Here is a 15,618-nt window from a genome sequence, read left to right as displayed (position 1 = left end):
GCGGAGTTTTTTTGGTTACTAAGAACCTCTGGGAAGTAGCCTCGGAGGATGGTTTCACAGTTCGTGCGCAAGATTAGGACGGCTTCGGGCGCCGTCGCGGTCCAGGTCGTGGCGAAGGACCATGGTCAGGTCGTTGATATCGACCATGTGGGCTCGGCCCACACAGACGCCGAGTTGGAACTGCTGCTGGAGTTAGCGCGGGAGAAGCTCCATCCAGGCCAGGGGACGCGGGATGCCGTCTCCTTGTGTGACGTCAGCGTTCCAGGCGGTTACGCGTGCCGAGGCGGCACTACCCAGTTCTAGGCAGCGGACTTGCCTGCCTAGAACTGGGTAGTGCCGCGCATCTTCCGAGGGCGGCCGTCCGGGTCCACTAGAAGGCGGTTTACCGGATCCGCCCATAGACGCTGAAGGGGCGGCACCGGTGCTGAACTGTGGTGTCGCACATGTCCCTTGGGGCGGGGCGAGGAGCGGCCGGTTTTGTGCCAATGGTCCAGGGCGTCGGCGGCGGCATTCCAAAGGCCGAGGCCGTCCGCCGGGGCGTGCAGCTGAGGGTCACTCTGGTCCAGGCCCAAGTGTTCGGCCCAGAGTTGGAGCCGGAGCCCCTGGGCCAACGGACGGGACGCCCCGGGACCAGTGTCTGCGCCGGGTGCTTCCCGGTGACCAGCAGTGGTGTCGATTACCGCGCAGGTAAGCTCGCTGTCCGTGGTCCAGGATCGACGGTTGAAGTTGTCCGATCCGCAAGTGAACCAGGTGTCGTCGATGATGCAGATCTTGGCATGGACGTAGATCGGAGTCCCGGCCGTGTTCTCCAGATTGAACACGCCGAATCTGCCGGGTGCAACGCGGCGCATCCTTTCGATGGCGCGCAGTTGCCCGAGCCGCTTGGGTGGCCCTGCGAGCGGACCGTCGGAGTCCGGGTAGCGGGGTACCACGGTGATCACGTTCAACCCGGGGTTCTGTTCGAGGGCAGCTGCGATTCCGGCTGCGACCTCTGCCGACCACAGGTACTGGTCCTCGATGTAAATCAGCGAGCGGGCCAGGGCGAAAGCCTTCGTGTAGGCCCGGGCAACGCTCCGCTCACCGCCGGGTGCGAACGGGAACGGCGGATGCTTGACACCGTAGGTGCGTAGCAGTTGCACGGCGTGAGGGCCGGCCGGCGGCGGTGGCGGCGCAGTCTCCGGCAGGGGTTCTGGGTGCCGGGGCATATCCGCCAAACGTTGCAGCAGCATCCGGTAGGGTGTGCGCCGGTCCAGGGGATGAGGGTCATTCCATCTTTCCGCGAACAACTCCAGCACATCTGCCACAACCGGGCCACGAAGTTCGACGGCGGCATCGTGCCACGGCGGTTGTTTCCCGTACCGGGAATCCATCGCCACCGCCTGTGGGTCTCCCGCGTGATCGGCGTCGTCCCGGCGGCTGTGGGCGAGGTCGATCCCGCCAACGAACGCGACGTCCCGCGAGGGGTCGTCACGACTGCGGATGACGAACAGTTTCTGGTGGTGGCAGCCGAAGAGGCGCACCCGCTGATCCAACAGCACCTCGCCGCCGGCGTCGTTAATCTGCCGGCTGAGGAGCTCATTGGACCGGTTACTCATGGGGGCCGACACGCGCTCTCCGTGGGACCTCCAGATCAGGCCGCGCACTTCCACTCCCGCTCGGGCTAACCTTGCCAGCAACTCGCCGATCGTCGGCCCGCCCGGCGTAAGCCGCTCGTCGACATCGCCACGCCAATCGGTGAACCACACACGGTCTCCCGCATGAAGAGCCGACAGCTCCTCATGCAGTCGGGCGAAGTAAGTCACCCCATGAATCAGCGGCCGCACGAGGTTGCCCTCCGACCAGGACGGCGATCCCGCACCGCCGGCGTGCACGCCGGTGGCGACATTCCCCCGCTCCGCGCCACTCAAGAACCAGTAATCAGGACTACTGCTCACTCGACGTTCCCTTCGGGACCCGAGGCCGGTCACTAAGCGTCCGGCCTACTCAATAGCCTACGACTGTGGTGATCAATGTCATCGGGTTGGACGACGGCGGGTGCCGCCCGCCGTCGTCGGCCGTATCTCTGACCAACATGCTGACGTCGCCAGGGCCCGGATTGCCCCTGCAAATGGGGCCAGTGGCGACGCCGACGTCCTGGGGATTCCGAAGGTCTGGACACGGGTAGCTGCCGGACTTATCGTGCAGGGGTGGCGGCTGCCTGACTGGCAGGATGGCAAGCTCTGCCGGTCCGCTGTTGCGGCCGTCCGTCATGAGGAGGAAGCAGATGGAACACGTTGAAGAGACCGTTGAAGTCGCAGTTCCGGTGCGGACCGCGTACAACCAGTGGACCCAGTTCGAATCCTTTCCGCAGTTCATGTCCGGTGTGGAGTCTGTAACCCAACTGACCGACACCACCAACCACTGGGTTACCAAGGTGGGTGGCGTTCAGCGGGAGTTCGATACCGAAATAGTTGACCAGGAGCCTGACGACCGGATCGCCTGGCGCAGCACCGACGGCAAGTCCCATGCCGGCATCATCAGGTTTACACCGCTGGATGCCAATCACACGAAGGTCAGAGTCCATTTCGAATGGGCGCCGGAAACCGCCACTGAAAAGGCAGGCGCAGCACTGAAGATCGACGAGATGCAGGTCAAGGCCGACATGCGGAAGTTCAAGGACTTCATCGAATCGCGCGGTACCGAAACCGGCGCCTGGCGTGGCCAAGTGGAGGACAGGCTGACGGAGTAGGAAGCCGCGAACTTGTGATGCTGCCTTAGCCCGATAGGCGCAGCCACCCTCGCATCAGTGTCCTGTCACCTCCACCGGAATCACGTCCACGCGGGCAGCCGGGCCCATCACCACCAGGACGTGCCGGGCCGTGATGCCCTCGAGTGCCTTCGCTACCTGCCCCGCGCTCTCCCCGGATGCCGGAGAGGCGACCGGTTCCGGCGGGGCCGCGGCGCCGTCGTCCGCCCGCAGCCAGACGGTGACTTTCGCACCGCCGGTGACCTCGGCAATACCCCGTGCGAGCGCCTCCGCGCCGGACCCGGCCACCAAGGTGACGTGGTCGATGGTCCGCCTCCGGGCGGGCCCGGCGGCGGCAGGAAGGGCCCGGTCATGCCGCCACAGCGCGAAGTGGTAGCCTGCCACCAGCCCGGCGGCCACCAGGAGTCCGAGCGGTCCGCGGACGCGGTCAATCGCGCTGCCGCCGGACACCTCGCCCAGCAGGAATTCAAAGCTCCGGTACGCGATCACCAGCAGGGCAATCAGCGCCACCACAGCACTGACCCCGAAGAACGCAATGAGATAGATCCTTCTCCCGTGCGGGATGGCATCGGCGCTGTGCGGCTGCTTCGCCGGTTTCCAGGCCAGCCACCAGACCGGGCCACCCACCACCAGGGAACTGATGCCACCCAGGAGCAGGGTCCGCTCCGCGCCTCCGGCGAGGGGCGATACCGCCGCGGCCAGCAACGAACTGACAATCACACCAATGCCGGAGGCTGCCGCGGCGAGGGCCACCGCCGACGTCACCAGGAGGCTTGCCCGCCGGGTTTCCCTGGAGCGGTGGACCGACACCGCACGGTGGTAGCGCCACACCGCCGCGCCGATCAGGGCGGCAGCCAGGGCCGGGGCCAGGGGCTGCAGGAGCGCGTTCATCGGGTCAGTCCGGTCAAAAGCCAGCCGCAGCAGCACAAACAGCACCACTCCGCTCCCGCCGAGCGCGGTGATGCCGGCCGCGAAGATTCCGACGACGATCATGCTTACGTCGGCGAGGCCCGTCCGCAGGCGGCGGCCGTCTTCGTGGATCCAGTGCCACCACCACACCGCGGCTCCGCCGGCGGCCCACACCAGTGACCGGAGCACGGATTGCCACCAGGGATCCATGGCCGCGGCCAGGAGGCTGTGGCCGCGGATGGCGACGTCGAGCAGTCCGCTCAGGGCGATGATTCCTGCAATCGTGCCGACGAGCAGGCCAAAAATTGTCCCGATGGTGCTTCGGATGTCCGCCAGATGGGCAGCGCCTTTGCCCGGGTGCCTCCACATCCAGCGGTGCCACACAAAGACGACGGCCCAGACCAGTCCGTTGGACAGCGGAGACGCCCAGGGGCCGCGCGGTCCGCCGATGAGGGACGACATTAGTCCCAGCAGTGACGTGGTGGCGATGATCAGCGAGACGGCGTACATCGCCGCCAAGTAGAGGGCCCAGCCGGTTGCTGTCCGCTCCGTCTCGTCGATCCTGCGCCACAGAAACCACCACAGGAGCAGGGCGAGCGGCCCGCCGATCAGGGTGAACGCAAGCCCGCTCGCGAGCCCGGAGACATCCGTGGCCGCGAGCACTGCCCCGGATGTGAACAGGCGCTCCAGCAGTCCGCTGAGGCCGGAGGCCGCGATCACCACCAAGGCAAACAGGAGGGCGTACTGGATCAGGCGGCGCAGTGTCACCTGGGCGCGGGACAGCCCCGTTGCCGCTGGCTGCAGCCGGGAACTCATGGTCTCGCCGGCGTTCCGGTGCAGGAGAGGAGCGTGTATGGCGCCGAGTCCACCTTCCACGTGCCGTCGACCTTCAGGAGCGAGAAGATGTCCTCCGACTCAAACTCGGACGGGCCAAAGGGGCCGCCGCCGGCCGACTGGACGATCGAAACCGTGACCGTGGCAGATTCCGCCCGCTCGGTGGTGGCAACCAGGACCACCCGGGAGGGCTGGGGCATACCGTCGAATTTGCCGGCGCACTGCGTCTTGGCCCCTTCGGTGAGGTAGGAACCGGCGGCAGCGGTGTCGCCGTCGATCACCGCCGCGCTGTACCGCTGAACCACCCCGGCCGCACTGGCCTCATCCAGCGGCTCGGGTTCACCCCGCATGAACACGACGGCCAGGGCAACAACCACCAGCACACCGATGGCACCCAGCAGAACGATGAGGATCCTGTCCGGTTTTCTCGCTGCATCGCCCATGCCGCCAGTATGATCCACTGGACCCACATTTGCCCGTGCTTTTCGGCCCCGATTTAGTATTAACAGTGCTGCGGTGCGGGCCGGAAACGGCGGAGAACAACCTGGGTTAGTGCGCTGGCCGTGTTGGGCGCATGGCTCCCCGAGTCATACCACTGATCCAGGTGGCCCGCACCGTGCCCTGTATGGAAGCAAGCGGACGACGGCGGTACGTCCCGCCGTCGTCGGCCCCTGAAAGTGCCGTTGTAGTAGGACCCGGACGGGGCCACCATAAAGGTATGAACGCAGAAACATCCAAGACCGGGGAGCTGAGCCTGCCCCAGGCATTCCTCCTGCTGGCGACGAACGACACGGACGGCGAACCCGAACTGCCGGCGTACGTCCTCAGGACCACGCTGGCAGGGGCGATACTGGCCGAGCTGGAGCTGCTCGGCGCAATCGAACTGCATGGCAAACACGTCAGGGCAACCGGAACGACGCCGGAAACTGACTTGCAGCCCGAACTGGAACACATCCGTGAAAAGTCACGGCCCCACACTCCCAAACGCTGGGTTTCCATGCTGGAGGGGCGCCGCGAAGCGCGCCCCGTGTACGAAGGGATGGCCTCGCGGGGCATCGTGGAGCCTGTCGGCGAGAAGCACCTTGGCCTGTTCAGGACCGTGCGCTACCCGGAGAAGGACCACGGTCCGGAAGCGGCGCTCCTGCAGGAGATCCGGACCGCCGTCGGTCTTAAGCCCGCGGAGGCACCGCCCTCCACGGCGGCGTCACCCGACGCCAGGCCACCAGCGTCCGCGCCGCCTGAAGCCAAAGCAACAGCCGGCGGCGCACCGGATGCCAGGATCATGGCGCTGATCGCACTGCTCCAGGCAGCAGGCCTGCTCCACAGGCTCTTCCCGGAAGTAGACCAGAACCGGGCGAATGAGCTGGTGAAGAATCACTGGCCGTCGCGGGCCGTGGAGGACGAGCTGCGCATGATCAGGCTGACGCTGATGGACGTCGCAACTTAATCAACCTGTTCCGGTCCAGAGATCGGCGCGTGACGGCTTGGTCGGCGGGTCCAAGGTCCAGCCGGAACCACCACAGTCCAGCCGGACGCCAGCAGCTTCCGGCTGCCCAAAAACCGGCATCAACCCCGGAGGAGAACACCCCATGACATCGAAACTGACCGGAACCACCGCCCTCGTGACCGGCGCCAGCAGCGGCATCGGAGCCGCGACCGCACGGCAGCTCGCCGCACTCGGCGCCTCCGTGGCACTCGCCGCCCGGCGCCGTGACCGTCTGGAAGCCCTCGCCGCCGAAATCGAACAAGCCGGCGGCACAGCCCTGGTCATCGAAGCAGACATCACCAACCGCGCCCAGGCCGCCGTCGACCAGACCGTGGAGCGCTTCGGGCAACTGGACATCCTGGTTAACAACGCCGGCCTGATGCTCCTCGGCCCAGTGGTCGGCGCCGACCCCGAGGACTGGGACCGCATGATCGCCGTCAACGTCCAGGGCCTGCTGCACACCACCCACGCCGCCCTGCCGCACCTGCTCAAAGCCGCCGAGGACAGTCCCCGCCGGGTCGCGGACATCGTCAACATCAGCTCGATCGCCGGCCGCGTTGCCTGGAACGGGTACGGCGTCTACAACCTCACCAAGTTCGGCGTCAACGGCTTCACCGAATCCCTCCGCCAGGAAGTCACCCAGCGCCACGTCCGCGTCGGCGTCCTGGAACCCGGCGGCGTTGACACCGAACTGGGCTCACACAACAGCGCCGAGGTCCGCGGCGAAATGATCGACCCCTTCTGCGAGCAGACAGAGGTCCTCGCTCCGGAGGACATCGCCGACGGCGTTGCCTACATGGTCACTCGGCCCCGGCACGCCTCCATCGGAGAGCTCTGGATCTTCCCCACCGACCAGGCCTGAACGGAGGCCACGGCCTTGCCCGACGCCCACCGCGGACTTTCCGGCAACCTCGCCGTCGCCTGAGAAGACGGAGGCGGACGACGGCTGGAGGTCCCTTCGTCGTCCGCCTCTGTCTTGCTCCCACCGGTGGCGGGAAGACCACGCTGGTGAACCTGATGATGCGCTTCTACGAGCTGGATGCCGGGGCGGATAACGCTCGACGGCGTGGACGTCACCTCAGTCTCCCGGCGCGAGCTGCGCTCGCGGCTGGGCATGGTGCTGCAGGATCGCGTACGGCCGGCCGAGTGCTACGGAGGACGAGATTCTGGAGGCAGCGCGGGCGACGTATGTGGACCGGTTCGTGCACTCGCTGCCGGAGGGGTACGACACCGTTTTGGAGGACGAGGGCTCCAATGTGTCCGCCGGTGAGAAGCAGCTGCTGACGATTGCGCGGGCGTTCCTGGCCCGGCCGTCCGTTTTTATCCTGGATGAGGCGACGAGCTCGGTGGACACCCGGACCGAGGTGCTGGTGCAGAAGGCGATGCGTGCTTTGAGGAGCGACCGGACGAGCTTGTGATCGCGCACCGTCTGTCCACCATCCGCGACGCCGACCTCGTCCTGGTGATGGAGGCCGGGCAGATCGTGGAGCAGGGGACGCATGCCTCGTTGCTGGCCGCGGGCGGGGCTACGCGCGCTTGTACGAGGCGCAGTTCGCGGCTCCGGTGGCGGATGCTTAGGTATCGTGCAATTGAGCGTCCCGACCGCTTCTGCGTCGGTCTGCTGTTCGTTCACATCCGGTTGACTCGCTACGTGATCATCGAACTTAAAACGGGCAAGTTCCAGCCAGATAGGCAGGCGTTTCCGCCGCCCTGTGTCAGATTGGGATTCAAGAGTGTCCACAGGGGTCGTGCGGGAAACAGCTTCTGGACCCTATTCTGACGGTTTTTGAATAGCTGCCTGACGTCAGGTTGGGGTGTAGTTCAATCTGGCCGGGAACCAAGGGCGCATAGGTCAAGGGCTGCAGCCGGATTCGAGGCGCGGATGTCTACTTGTGTCCAACCGGAACCTTTGTCATCGGCCTCATCGAACTAACAGCCACCGCAGCCGGCGACCAGATAAGGGTTGTCGTCACAGGTTCTGCGATCAACCTAGCGAGTGAAGATGTCCTCGTGCCTGTGCTCACTGTGGATGACATAGGGAGCCACATCCCGAATCTTACGGGTTCCTTTGACGGCGCGCGGGCAAACCGTCGTCGACTTCAAGGCAGGCAAGAGCCGAACGATGACGTTCTCCAGCACCATGTCGTCAGCGGATTTCAAATCGTCGAATGTCCGGGGAATGAATTTCAAACGAAGGAATCAATTTCAACGAGGGCGGCACCAAGTACGCTTCTTCGGAGTCGCGGACTCACTCCTGTGCCGTGCGGGTATACGTGCGGTATATACGCGTCCGGTGGTTATCGTTAACACATTTGGCCCTGTTCCTACGGCAGGCTGCCTGGAAGCTGACTCCGCTGCCGGACCAACATGCAAATATGCAAAGTTGGTTTGTAAAAAGTCGCAGATCCGACGGCTAAGGATTCGCGGTGTCCGGTAACGATGGTTTATGAGACAAATCGGAATGGCTTGCGAAACCCTGACAGCACGGAGGATGTTGTGTAACAGATGCCCTGTACTCGCCCATGTGATGCTTAGTCCCGATTGCCATACAACTCAATGTCGGTGGCCAGAACGCACTGCATTCTGCATCGGCAAATCGAGAGCCCTGGAACGAACAATCCGCCCAGATGCAGCACTAGCGTACGCCGAGGTTTTGAGAATTCCTCGCCAGCATCGAGCCTCGACAAGAGTTCGGAGGCAAGTCCACCCTCCGTGTAGGTCAAATTCTGAGACGTTGTGGATCCGAATGAACGAATCGGAGTCACCACGAGCGCCGGATTCGGAGGATCACCTCCGTTCGCGGTGAAGACGAGAGAGAACTTGCCGGAGTCTAGGGCCTTATTACTTGTCTCACCGGGCCAAACAGCCTTTCGCGAGTTTACGAACGTCTTCAACTCCGCGAATTGCTGCTCGCTGGCGTTGACGAATCGGTTGGCATTGTTGCCTAACCACTCCTCGAAGCGTCCGTCGAACCACACGCCCAGCGCGACACCGATCTTGAGCCCCAAAGGGGACGCCTTGGCCTTGAGGTCTGCCTCCGCAGCAGCGAACTGGGCCTTGCAGCTTTGAAGTTCATCCTGCCCCGTCATCATGCGGCCATGCCGGATCAGTTCAGCCACCACGGGTCCAAAGACCTGATCGTGATGGGTATCCTGCGGTCCTGGCCCCAGGGCGTTGATTTGTGGAACAGCGACTTGCGCATTCCCAGTGAATCAGCAGTGTTCCTGTACACACTCAAGTGGATGGAGATGTATTTTGAAGCCCATCGCGGCGGGGGTGATGTGGGGCACATACTCAATACAGGCACTGGTTGATGGTGATTACTGACGCTACAGAAAGTCGAAAAGGAGGACTGGCAAGGGCTACTGATGAGCATGTGCAACGGCGCACGGGCTTTGGTTGGTAAGGATGGCACAGTGGGTTGCCACCTTGTTTCCCAGCAGGATTCCGGCCCGGCACCACCGCGCACCAGCCTTGGCCAGACCATCTTGCGGACGTGTAGCCGATGACCGCCGTCGTGCCATACCGGTACGGTCCAGGACCTTGTCCTACACCAAGACCGGTAAACATCGTCTTCACTAACGACACACAGATTCCGAGGAGTTCCATGTCTTCCCACGCTTCCCTGTTCGACCCCATCGCGCTCGGCGCCCTTAAGCTGCCCAACCGCCTGGTTATGGCCCCGCTCACCCGGACGCGCTCCCACCCTGACGGACGACCCGGTCCGAAAGCGGAGCTCTACTATTCCCAGCGCTCAAGCGCTGGCCTGATCATCTCCGAAGGAACCTGCATATCCCGTCAGGGCGTCGGCAACCCCGGCGTGCCGGGTCTGTGGACAGACGAACAGGTCGAGGCTTGGAAGCCCATCACGGATGCGGTCCACACTGGAGGAGCTGTCTTTGTCGCGCAGCTTTGGCACACTGGCCGGGCTTCCCATCCCACGGTCCAGCCCGACGGTGAAACCCCCGTTGGCCCTTCGGCGATCGCCATCGATGGCCTGGGCTACGCCCGAGATGGCTGGGTCCCCTTCGTAACTCCCCGCGCGCTTGAACTGGACGAGATCCCCGGGATCATCACCGACTACGGCGTTGCCGCCGAGAACGCAGTACGCGCGGGCTTTGACGGAGTTGAACTTCACGCCGCCAACGGCTACCTAATCGATCAGTTCCTCCAGGACAACGCCAACCACCGAACCGACGGCTACGGCGGGTCCATTGCTAACCGTGCGCGGCTTCTCCTGGAAGTTACCGAGGAACTGATCCGCCGTATCGGTGCTGACCGCGTCGGGGTGAGGCTTTCGCCAAGCAGCCCATTCCAGGACATGGCGGACTCGAACCCCGAAGAGACTTTCGATTTCGTACTACGCGCATTGGAACCCTTGGGCCTCGCATACGTACACCTCATCGAACCCGGGATCTCCGGCTACCTAAGCAGCATCCGTCCGGCAGACGCCATCACCAGCGAATGGGTCCGCCAACGCTATAGCGGCCCCTTGATCGCGGCAGGTGGATACACCAAGGAAACGGCAACCAGCACGATTGCGGCCGACCATGCGGACGCTATTGCCTTCGGCCGCGACTTCATCTCCAACCCGGATCTGCCTCGCCGTCTCGCCGAGGATGCCCCGCTGAACGAAGCCGATCCGGAAACCTTCTACGGCCGAACCGATCACGGTTACATCGATTACCCCTCACTCGAGGACTAACTGCGAACACCCGGGGTCTGGCAACGCCAAGTCCACCGGCCTTTCAGGCAACCATCACAACATCTTCGCCGGCCGCCTAGGGTCCTCATTACCAACAATCTGCAAAAAAGGTCCAGGGCGGCCGTCGATGGCCTTTACGTTCCGCCCACCCCGGACGAATAACCAGCTCCCGACACTCAGCAGTCGGACGTGGAAAGGCGAAGGCTGGAGCCTGTTTCCCGACAGCGAACTCGTAAATCCCGACGGCTACGCATATCCGTCCACGACTGACAAGAAGGAGAGCACTATGTTTAGTCGTAGAAGCACAACGAACAGCGTCACATCGAAACTCTTCCACCCGCGTCGGAGGGATTGGAATCACGCCACGCCTGAAATGATCGGTCCCGGACAGTCCCGCAGCATTGACGACCTCGCCGCATCACCGTGGATCGGCCTTCACTTCCGGCATGAATTCCTTTTGCACCACAGCCATGAACTTCTGGAGCACTCCACCCCTGCAGAAACTCAACTGGCCTAAGAGCCAGCCCTGATTTCGGCCGTCTTTCATCGGGCGGGCCCGGCAAGCGAGCGGCAGTCTTCCAGGTCGCCGGGGGTGTGCCAGCAGCCAGGAGAGGAGCCCGTCAACCACTTCCGTCTGGACAGTCGGAAGTGAAGCGAAGTTGCTTGAGCATCACGAATTGCATGGGTGGTTCATCGCTGCAATTCTGCATATTCTGTCGATATCAGGGAGCTCTGAAGCGATCTCGCATTGGCCTCAGCTGACCTAGGCTGCTGCGCCCCGCATCATCAGAGGCGCCGCGCTCAAATCGCCAAGCCCGCGTCCGATCATGGGACACAGTGCAGTCATTGCATTCGACTCCTGGTGCCATTGTCGATAGCGGACCTTTGCAGAACTGTGTAGTCGAACATGCCGCGAAAGGGTGCTAACAAGGGGCCACGGCCATGGCACCGACAAGTTCCTGTGCTAATGGGCCCGCGGCTCGGGCAACATCGTCATTTCCTACGGCCACTGGCTTTGCGCCGCTGGCTGATCCTTTTATTTTCGGCTGCGAGAGCCTGGGCGCGGGTGGAACGTTGCCTGAGCGCGTTTCCACCCATTGTGTCCTACAGCACAACCAAAGCGCGCCAAGTGTGTTCCGGAAACCATCGTTCTACTGTGATTTTGATCGCATACTCGAATGCAACGCTTCGTGAGAAAACAGGGGATTCTCCACAACGGGGCATGTCATCTGCATCTTTTCGAATGTGCACACACCCACTGCAGTAAGGAACAAAGAAGTTGACTGTACTGGAGATTAAGGGGCTCGCCAAGAAATACGGCGACGCTGTAGCGCTGCGAGAGGCGGCGCTAAATTTGGAGGCTGGTGAAGTCCACGGCTTGGTAGGGGAGAACGGGGCAGGGAAGTCAACCCTCGTAAAGGCCCTGTCAGGCATGCTCACCCCTAACGCTGGGAGTGTGTTCGTCGGCGGCGAGGAGATGAAGCTCGGAGTACTGGCAGCTTCCCGCAACGCCGGCATCAGGACCGCTTTTCAGGAGCTTTCGCTGCTTCCCAGTCTTACTGTCGCGGAGAACTTGCTGTTCTCCGAGTTGCCTACGCGAGTCGGTGTCGTACCGCGGAAATTGGTGGAGGCGCGTGCTGCAGAAATTCTGGCGCGCTGGGGCGTCGATGACATCGATCCCAGAGCCCTTGCCGGGCAACTGCCACTGAGCGCGCAGCAAAGACTGGAGATCGTCCGCGCACTGAACCCCGAACCGCGGATCCTCATACTCGATGAACCGACCGCTTCACTGCCTGAAACAGGTTGGCTTTTCCGCCAGGTCCGCCAGGCCAAGGAACGCGGTGCGGCTGTGCTGTACATTTCCCACAAGCTCGCCGAGATTGAGGAACTGTGTGATCGCGGAAGCATCATGCGGAACGGGCAAATAGTTGGGAGTTTTACGAAGGATGGCTTCGATCACGACACGGTGATTTCCCGGATGATCGGTCGGTCCATTGAGGTTGCTTTTCCAGCGGCCATCGGTTCAGTTGATGAGGCTGCCGAGCCGATCCTTGAAGTGTCGGACGCTGTGGTGGACGAGCGGCTTCGGGGCGTGGCTCTGAGCTTGCGCCCTGGTGAGATCGTTGGCGTTGCCGCGCTCGAGGGGCAGGGTCAAAAGGAGCTGTTTTACGCCATAGCCGGGGCCGGGCCACTGACGTCCGGCAGCATCCGAGTTGAGGGAAAGGACGCCAAGTTCAGTTCCCCCAGAGACGCTCTCCGGTGCGGACCGGGCATCGCACTGGTCCCGGAGGAACGCAAACGCGAAGGCATCTTCGCGGATATGACGTCGGTGAAAAACATGTCGATTCCCGTGCTGGGCAAGGTCTCGAAGTTCGGCTTCATCAACTCCCGAGCGGAACACACCACCGCCAAAACTGCCGGGCAGGCCAACTATCTACGAGAGGACTACCTCACCAAGGACGTTGGGCCATTGTCAGGCGGCAATCAGCAGAAAACGATCATCGCCCGCACGGCCTTGACCGGCGCACGCATCCTGCTGATGTTCGATCCCACCAGAGGTATCGATCCGGCAGCAAAACTCGAGGTCTATCGGACCCTGCGCCGGGCAGCAGCTGACGGCGCCGGCATTCTTCTCTACTCCACGGAGATCCCGGAGCTCATTGGAATGAGTGATCGGATCGTCGTCCTCTACGGCGGCGAGGTCGCTACGGAGTTGACTGGGCGCGAGATGGTGGAGTCGGCCGTGATGGCAGCAGCTGTCGGCCGGCGCAATCATACTGCCGATCCATTGGAATCGATCAGTTCAACCGCGAGTGAGGTCGCACGATGAAAAACACTGGATCAACGGTAGTTTCCCTGTTGCGGAACGGTACTTTCCGTGCAGCTCTCGTGCTTGCTTTTTTTCTGCTGGCATGGGGATCTCGGCAACTGGGCGGGCTCAACATCTTCCTGATCAACAGCTGGCTGGTTCTTTCCTTGCCGCTCGTTATCGCAGCCATCGGCGTCACGCTTGTGATCTTTACCCGGCAGTTCGATCTCTCAGCGGCCGGCGTCGTGACTTTGACGAACGTACTCATGACGACCACGTTGAGCCAGCAGAACACATGGGTTGCCGTAGCGCTGCTTCTGGCTTTGGGCGCTGCCATTGGCGCTCTCAATGCGCTTCTGGTGATTGTGGGGAAACTCCCTGCAATCGCCGTCACACTCGCAGTACTCATCATCCTCAACGGTTTGGCGCTCGTGATACTACCCGCCCCAGGCGGGAAGATTTCGAAGGACCTTGTGCAGCTCATCACGGGCCCCCTCTTCGTTCCGCGTAGCCTCATCATCATCGTGGTGCTGGCATTGGCTTGGCTGGCCTTCCGTCGCACCAGGTTGGGGATCTACATGTTCGCCGTCGGACAGGACGAAGAAGCGGTTCGGCTCTCCGGGATATCGGTACCCCGGGTCCAGTTCGCGTCGTTCACGATCGCTGGGGCGCTGTACGCTGTCGCAGGGATCGTGCTCAGCGCAGCCATCCAGACCGGTGATGCATCCATCGGATCCACCTATCTTCTGCAGACCTTCGCGGCCATCGCCATAGGCGGCACAGCCTTCATCGGCGGTAGCGGATCAGTCATTGGGACAATCCTCGGTGCTCTGACCCTGACGGTCATCCCGAAGTTCCTTTTCGTCGTAGGAATCAACGGCTGGGCACAGACCATTTTCACCGGGGCGCTGATCATCGTGGCCGTCCTGGTGGGCGCCGTCTCAGCCCGCAATGAAAGCAAAAAGAAGCAGAAAGTCCAGAGCAAGCCGGAAACGCCCGCCGAGCAACCAGCAGCGCTCATCCCCGAAGGAGCAGGACGATGACAACAAACACAGAAATTATCGTCACGGCAGTGCCTGACAAGAGCCCCTGGCTCAGCCCGGGACTCGCACGGCCGCTGGTACTCCTGATTATCTCAGCCATCGTCTTGATCGCCGGCAGGATCTTCAGCGACGGCCTGCCGTCCTGGACCGCGGGCGAAGCGATCCTCACGCAGAGCCTCTTCGTGGCCGTACTCGCCTTCGGCCAAGGCCTCGTTATGCTGATCGGCGGCCTGGACCTGTCAATCCCAGGCGTCGTTGCCCTCTCAGCAACAATCCTCGCTCTATGGACCAGCGTGCTGGGACACGATGTCTTCACCGGAGTACTGCTCGCTCTCGGAGCATCGGTCGCTGTGGGATTGATTGATGGCTACTTGATCTCCCGGTTCCAGATACCGGCGTTCATCGTCACTCTGGCCATGGGGGGAATCCTGACGGGCACCACAATTGGTGTCACATTCGGCAGCAAAGCGCCAGCGGCTCCGGACGCGATCATCAGCCTGTTCAGCGGAAGCGGCAAGTTCTTCGGCATTGGACTTCCCGTCGTCATCTTCATCCTCGTCGGCGTCATCGGATACTTCATTCAAGCCCGGAGCAATTGGGGCCGCACAGTCCAACTGTTCGGCAGCGCCCCGGCCGCAGCACGCATCTCCGGACTTCCTGTCCGGCGCATTGAGATCAGCGTCTACGTCGTGGGAGCTCTCGCCTCCGGTATCGCTGGCATCATGCTCCTTGGCTTCTCAGGCAACGCGCAGCTCAGCCTTGGCGATGAATGGATGATGCCCGCAATCGCTGCCGTCCTCGTGGGCGGCACCGTGATCGGAAGCGGTCGCGGGTTCTGGCAGGCGACCTTCATGTCATGCATCCTGCTCACCACGATCACAGTCGTGATCCAGGCGACGGGATTCTCACAAGGCTGGAAAAACGTCCTGTACGGCGCCGTAGTTCTCCTCGCCCTCCTGGTCATGCGACGAGGCGATCATCCGCTCTGGAGGAGCATCAAAGAACGCATGAAGCGGCCGGCACGTCCCTGACTGATCCACCTCCACGTGCGCCGTCGGCTCGACGGCGTCCTTCAAAGAAGAAGAA

At 62.7% G+C, this 15,618-nt stretch carries 12 protein-coding genes and 2 pseudogenes; 10 read left to right on the top strand and 4 right to left on the bottom strand.

Annotated elements, in window-relative coordinates:
- Nucleotides 1–48: 48 nt before the first annotated feature.
- Nucleotides 49–258 (top strand): annotated as a pseudogene (locus AC3IT0_RS20080) (IS1634 family transposase); the annotation flags it as partial.
- A 62-nt stretch (nucleotides 259–320) separates the two neighbouring features.
- On the opposite strand, the gene AC3IT0_RS20075 reads toward AC3IT0_RS20080, so the two are convergent.
- Complete coding sequence (locus tag AC3IT0_RS20075) at nucleotides 321–1,643, bottom strand: phospholipase D family protein (RefSeq protein ID WP_489321406.1); 1,323 nt, start codon at nucleotides 1,641–1,643, stop codon at nucleotides 321–323.
- 620 nt (nucleotides 1,644–2,263) lie between these two features.
- On the opposite strand from AC3IT0_RS20075, the gene AC3IT0_RS20070 reads away from it, so the two are divergent.
- A complete protein-coding gene (locus tag AC3IT0_RS20070) occupies nucleotides 2,264–2,728 on the top strand; it encodes an SRPBCC family protein (protein WP_489321405.1) in 465 nt (154 codons plus the stop codon).
- A gap of 54 nt (nucleotides 2,729–2,782) precedes the next feature.
- Here the strand turns inward: AC3IT0_RS20070 and AC3IT0_RS20065 are convergent, their stop codons facing one another.
- Nucleotides 2,783–4,471 (bottom strand): DUF5671 domain-containing protein, encoded by a 1,689-nt coding sequence (locus tag AC3IT0_RS20065; protein ID WP_489321404.1) that lies wholly within the window; start codon nucleotides 4,469–4,471, stop codon nucleotides 2,783–2,785.
- Nucleotides 4,468–4,932 (bottom strand): LpqB family beta-propeller domain-containing protein, encoded by a 465-nt coding sequence (locus AC3IT0_RS20060; RefSeq protein ID WP_489321403.1) that lies wholly within the window; start codon nucleotides 4,930–4,932, stop codon nucleotides 4,468–4,470. The genes AC3IT0_RS20065 and AC3IT0_RS20060 overlap by 4 nt, the downstream gene beginning before the upstream one ends.
- A 275-nt stretch (nucleotides 4,933–5,207) precedes the next feature.
- Here AC3IT0_RS20060 and AC3IT0_RS20055 point away from each other — a divergent pair, with 275 nt between their 5' ends.
- The 3 genes and pseudogenes from AC3IT0_RS20055 to AC3IT0_RS20045 form a co-directional block, all read left to right on the top strand.
- The gene (locus AC3IT0_RS20055) at nucleotides 5,208–5,936 is read left to right on the top strand and encodes a GOLPH3/VPS74 family protein (RefSeq protein ID WP_489321402.1); all 729 of its coding nucleotides are present in this window, start codon (nucleotides 5,208–5,210) and stop codon (nucleotides 5,934–5,936) included.
- Nucleotides 5,937–6,078: 142 nt separating this feature from the next.
- A complete protein-coding gene (locus AC3IT0_RS20050) occupies nucleotides 6,079–6,837 on the top strand; it encodes an SDR family NAD(P)-dependent oxidoreductase (protein WP_489321401.1) in 759 nt (252 codons plus the stop codon).
- A 113-nt stretch (nucleotides 6,838–6,950) separates the two neighbouring features.
- A pseudogene (locus AC3IT0_RS20045) lies at nucleotides 6,951–7,553 on the top strand (ABC transporter ATP-binding protein); the annotation flags it as partial.
- Between the two features lie 953 nt (nucleotides 7,554–8,506).
- Here AC3IT0_RS20045 and AC3IT0_RS20040 read toward each other — a convergent pair.
- Nucleotides 8,507–9,094, bottom strand: coding sequence for a hypothetical protein (locus AC3IT0_RS20040; RefSeq protein ID WP_489321400.1), 588 nt, complete (start codon nucleotides 9,092–9,094; stop codon nucleotides 8,507–8,509).
- On the opposite strand from AC3IT0_RS20040, the gene AC3IT0_RS20035 reads away from it, so the two are divergent.
- The 5 genes from AC3IT0_RS20035 to AC3IT0_RS20015 all read left to right on the top strand — a co-directional run bounded on the left by AC3IT0_RS20035 (nucleotide 9,074) and on the right by AC3IT0_RS20015 (nucleotide 15,563).
- A complete protein-coding gene (locus AC3IT0_RS20035) occupies nucleotides 9,074–9,289 on the top strand; it encodes a hypothetical protein (RefSeq protein WP_489321399.1) in 216 nt (71 codons plus the stop codon). The two genes, AC3IT0_RS20040 and AC3IT0_RS20035, sit on opposite strands and share 21 nt — an antisense overlap.
- A 293-nt stretch (nucleotides 9,290–9,582) precedes the next feature.
- Nucleotides 9,583–10,680: an alkene reductase gene (locus AC3IT0_RS20030; protein WP_489321398.1), complete on the top strand. Its 1,098-nt coding sequence runs from the start codon at nucleotides 9,583–9,585 to the stop codon at nucleotides 10,678–10,680.
- Nucleotides 10,681–11,959: 1,279 nt separating this feature from the next.
- Nucleotides 11,960–13,510 (top strand): sugar ABC transporter ATP-binding protein, encoded by a 1,551-nt coding sequence (locus AC3IT0_RS20025; protein ID WP_489321397.1) that lies wholly within the window; start codon nucleotides 11,960–11,962, stop codon nucleotides 13,508–13,510.
- 59 nt (nucleotides 13,511–13,569) lie between these two features.
- Complete coding sequence (locus tag AC3IT0_RS20020; RefSeq protein ID WP_489321396.1) at nucleotides 13,570–14,532, top strand: ABC transporter permease; 963 nt, start codon at nucleotides 13,570–13,572, stop codon at nucleotides 14,530–14,532.
- Nucleotides 14,529–15,563: an ABC transporter permease gene (locus AC3IT0_RS20015; RefSeq protein ID WP_489321395.1), complete on the top strand. Its 1,035-nt coding sequence runs from the start codon at nucleotides 14,529–14,531 to the stop codon at nucleotides 15,561–15,563. The genes AC3IT0_RS20020 and AC3IT0_RS20015 overlap by 4 nt, the downstream gene beginning before the upstream one ends.
- Nucleotides 15,564–15,618 lie beyond the last annotated feature (55 nt).

The organism is Pseudarthrobacter sp. KH_020_B (assembly GCF_057840185.1).
This window is presented reverse-complemented; position numbering and strand designations above follow the sequence as displayed.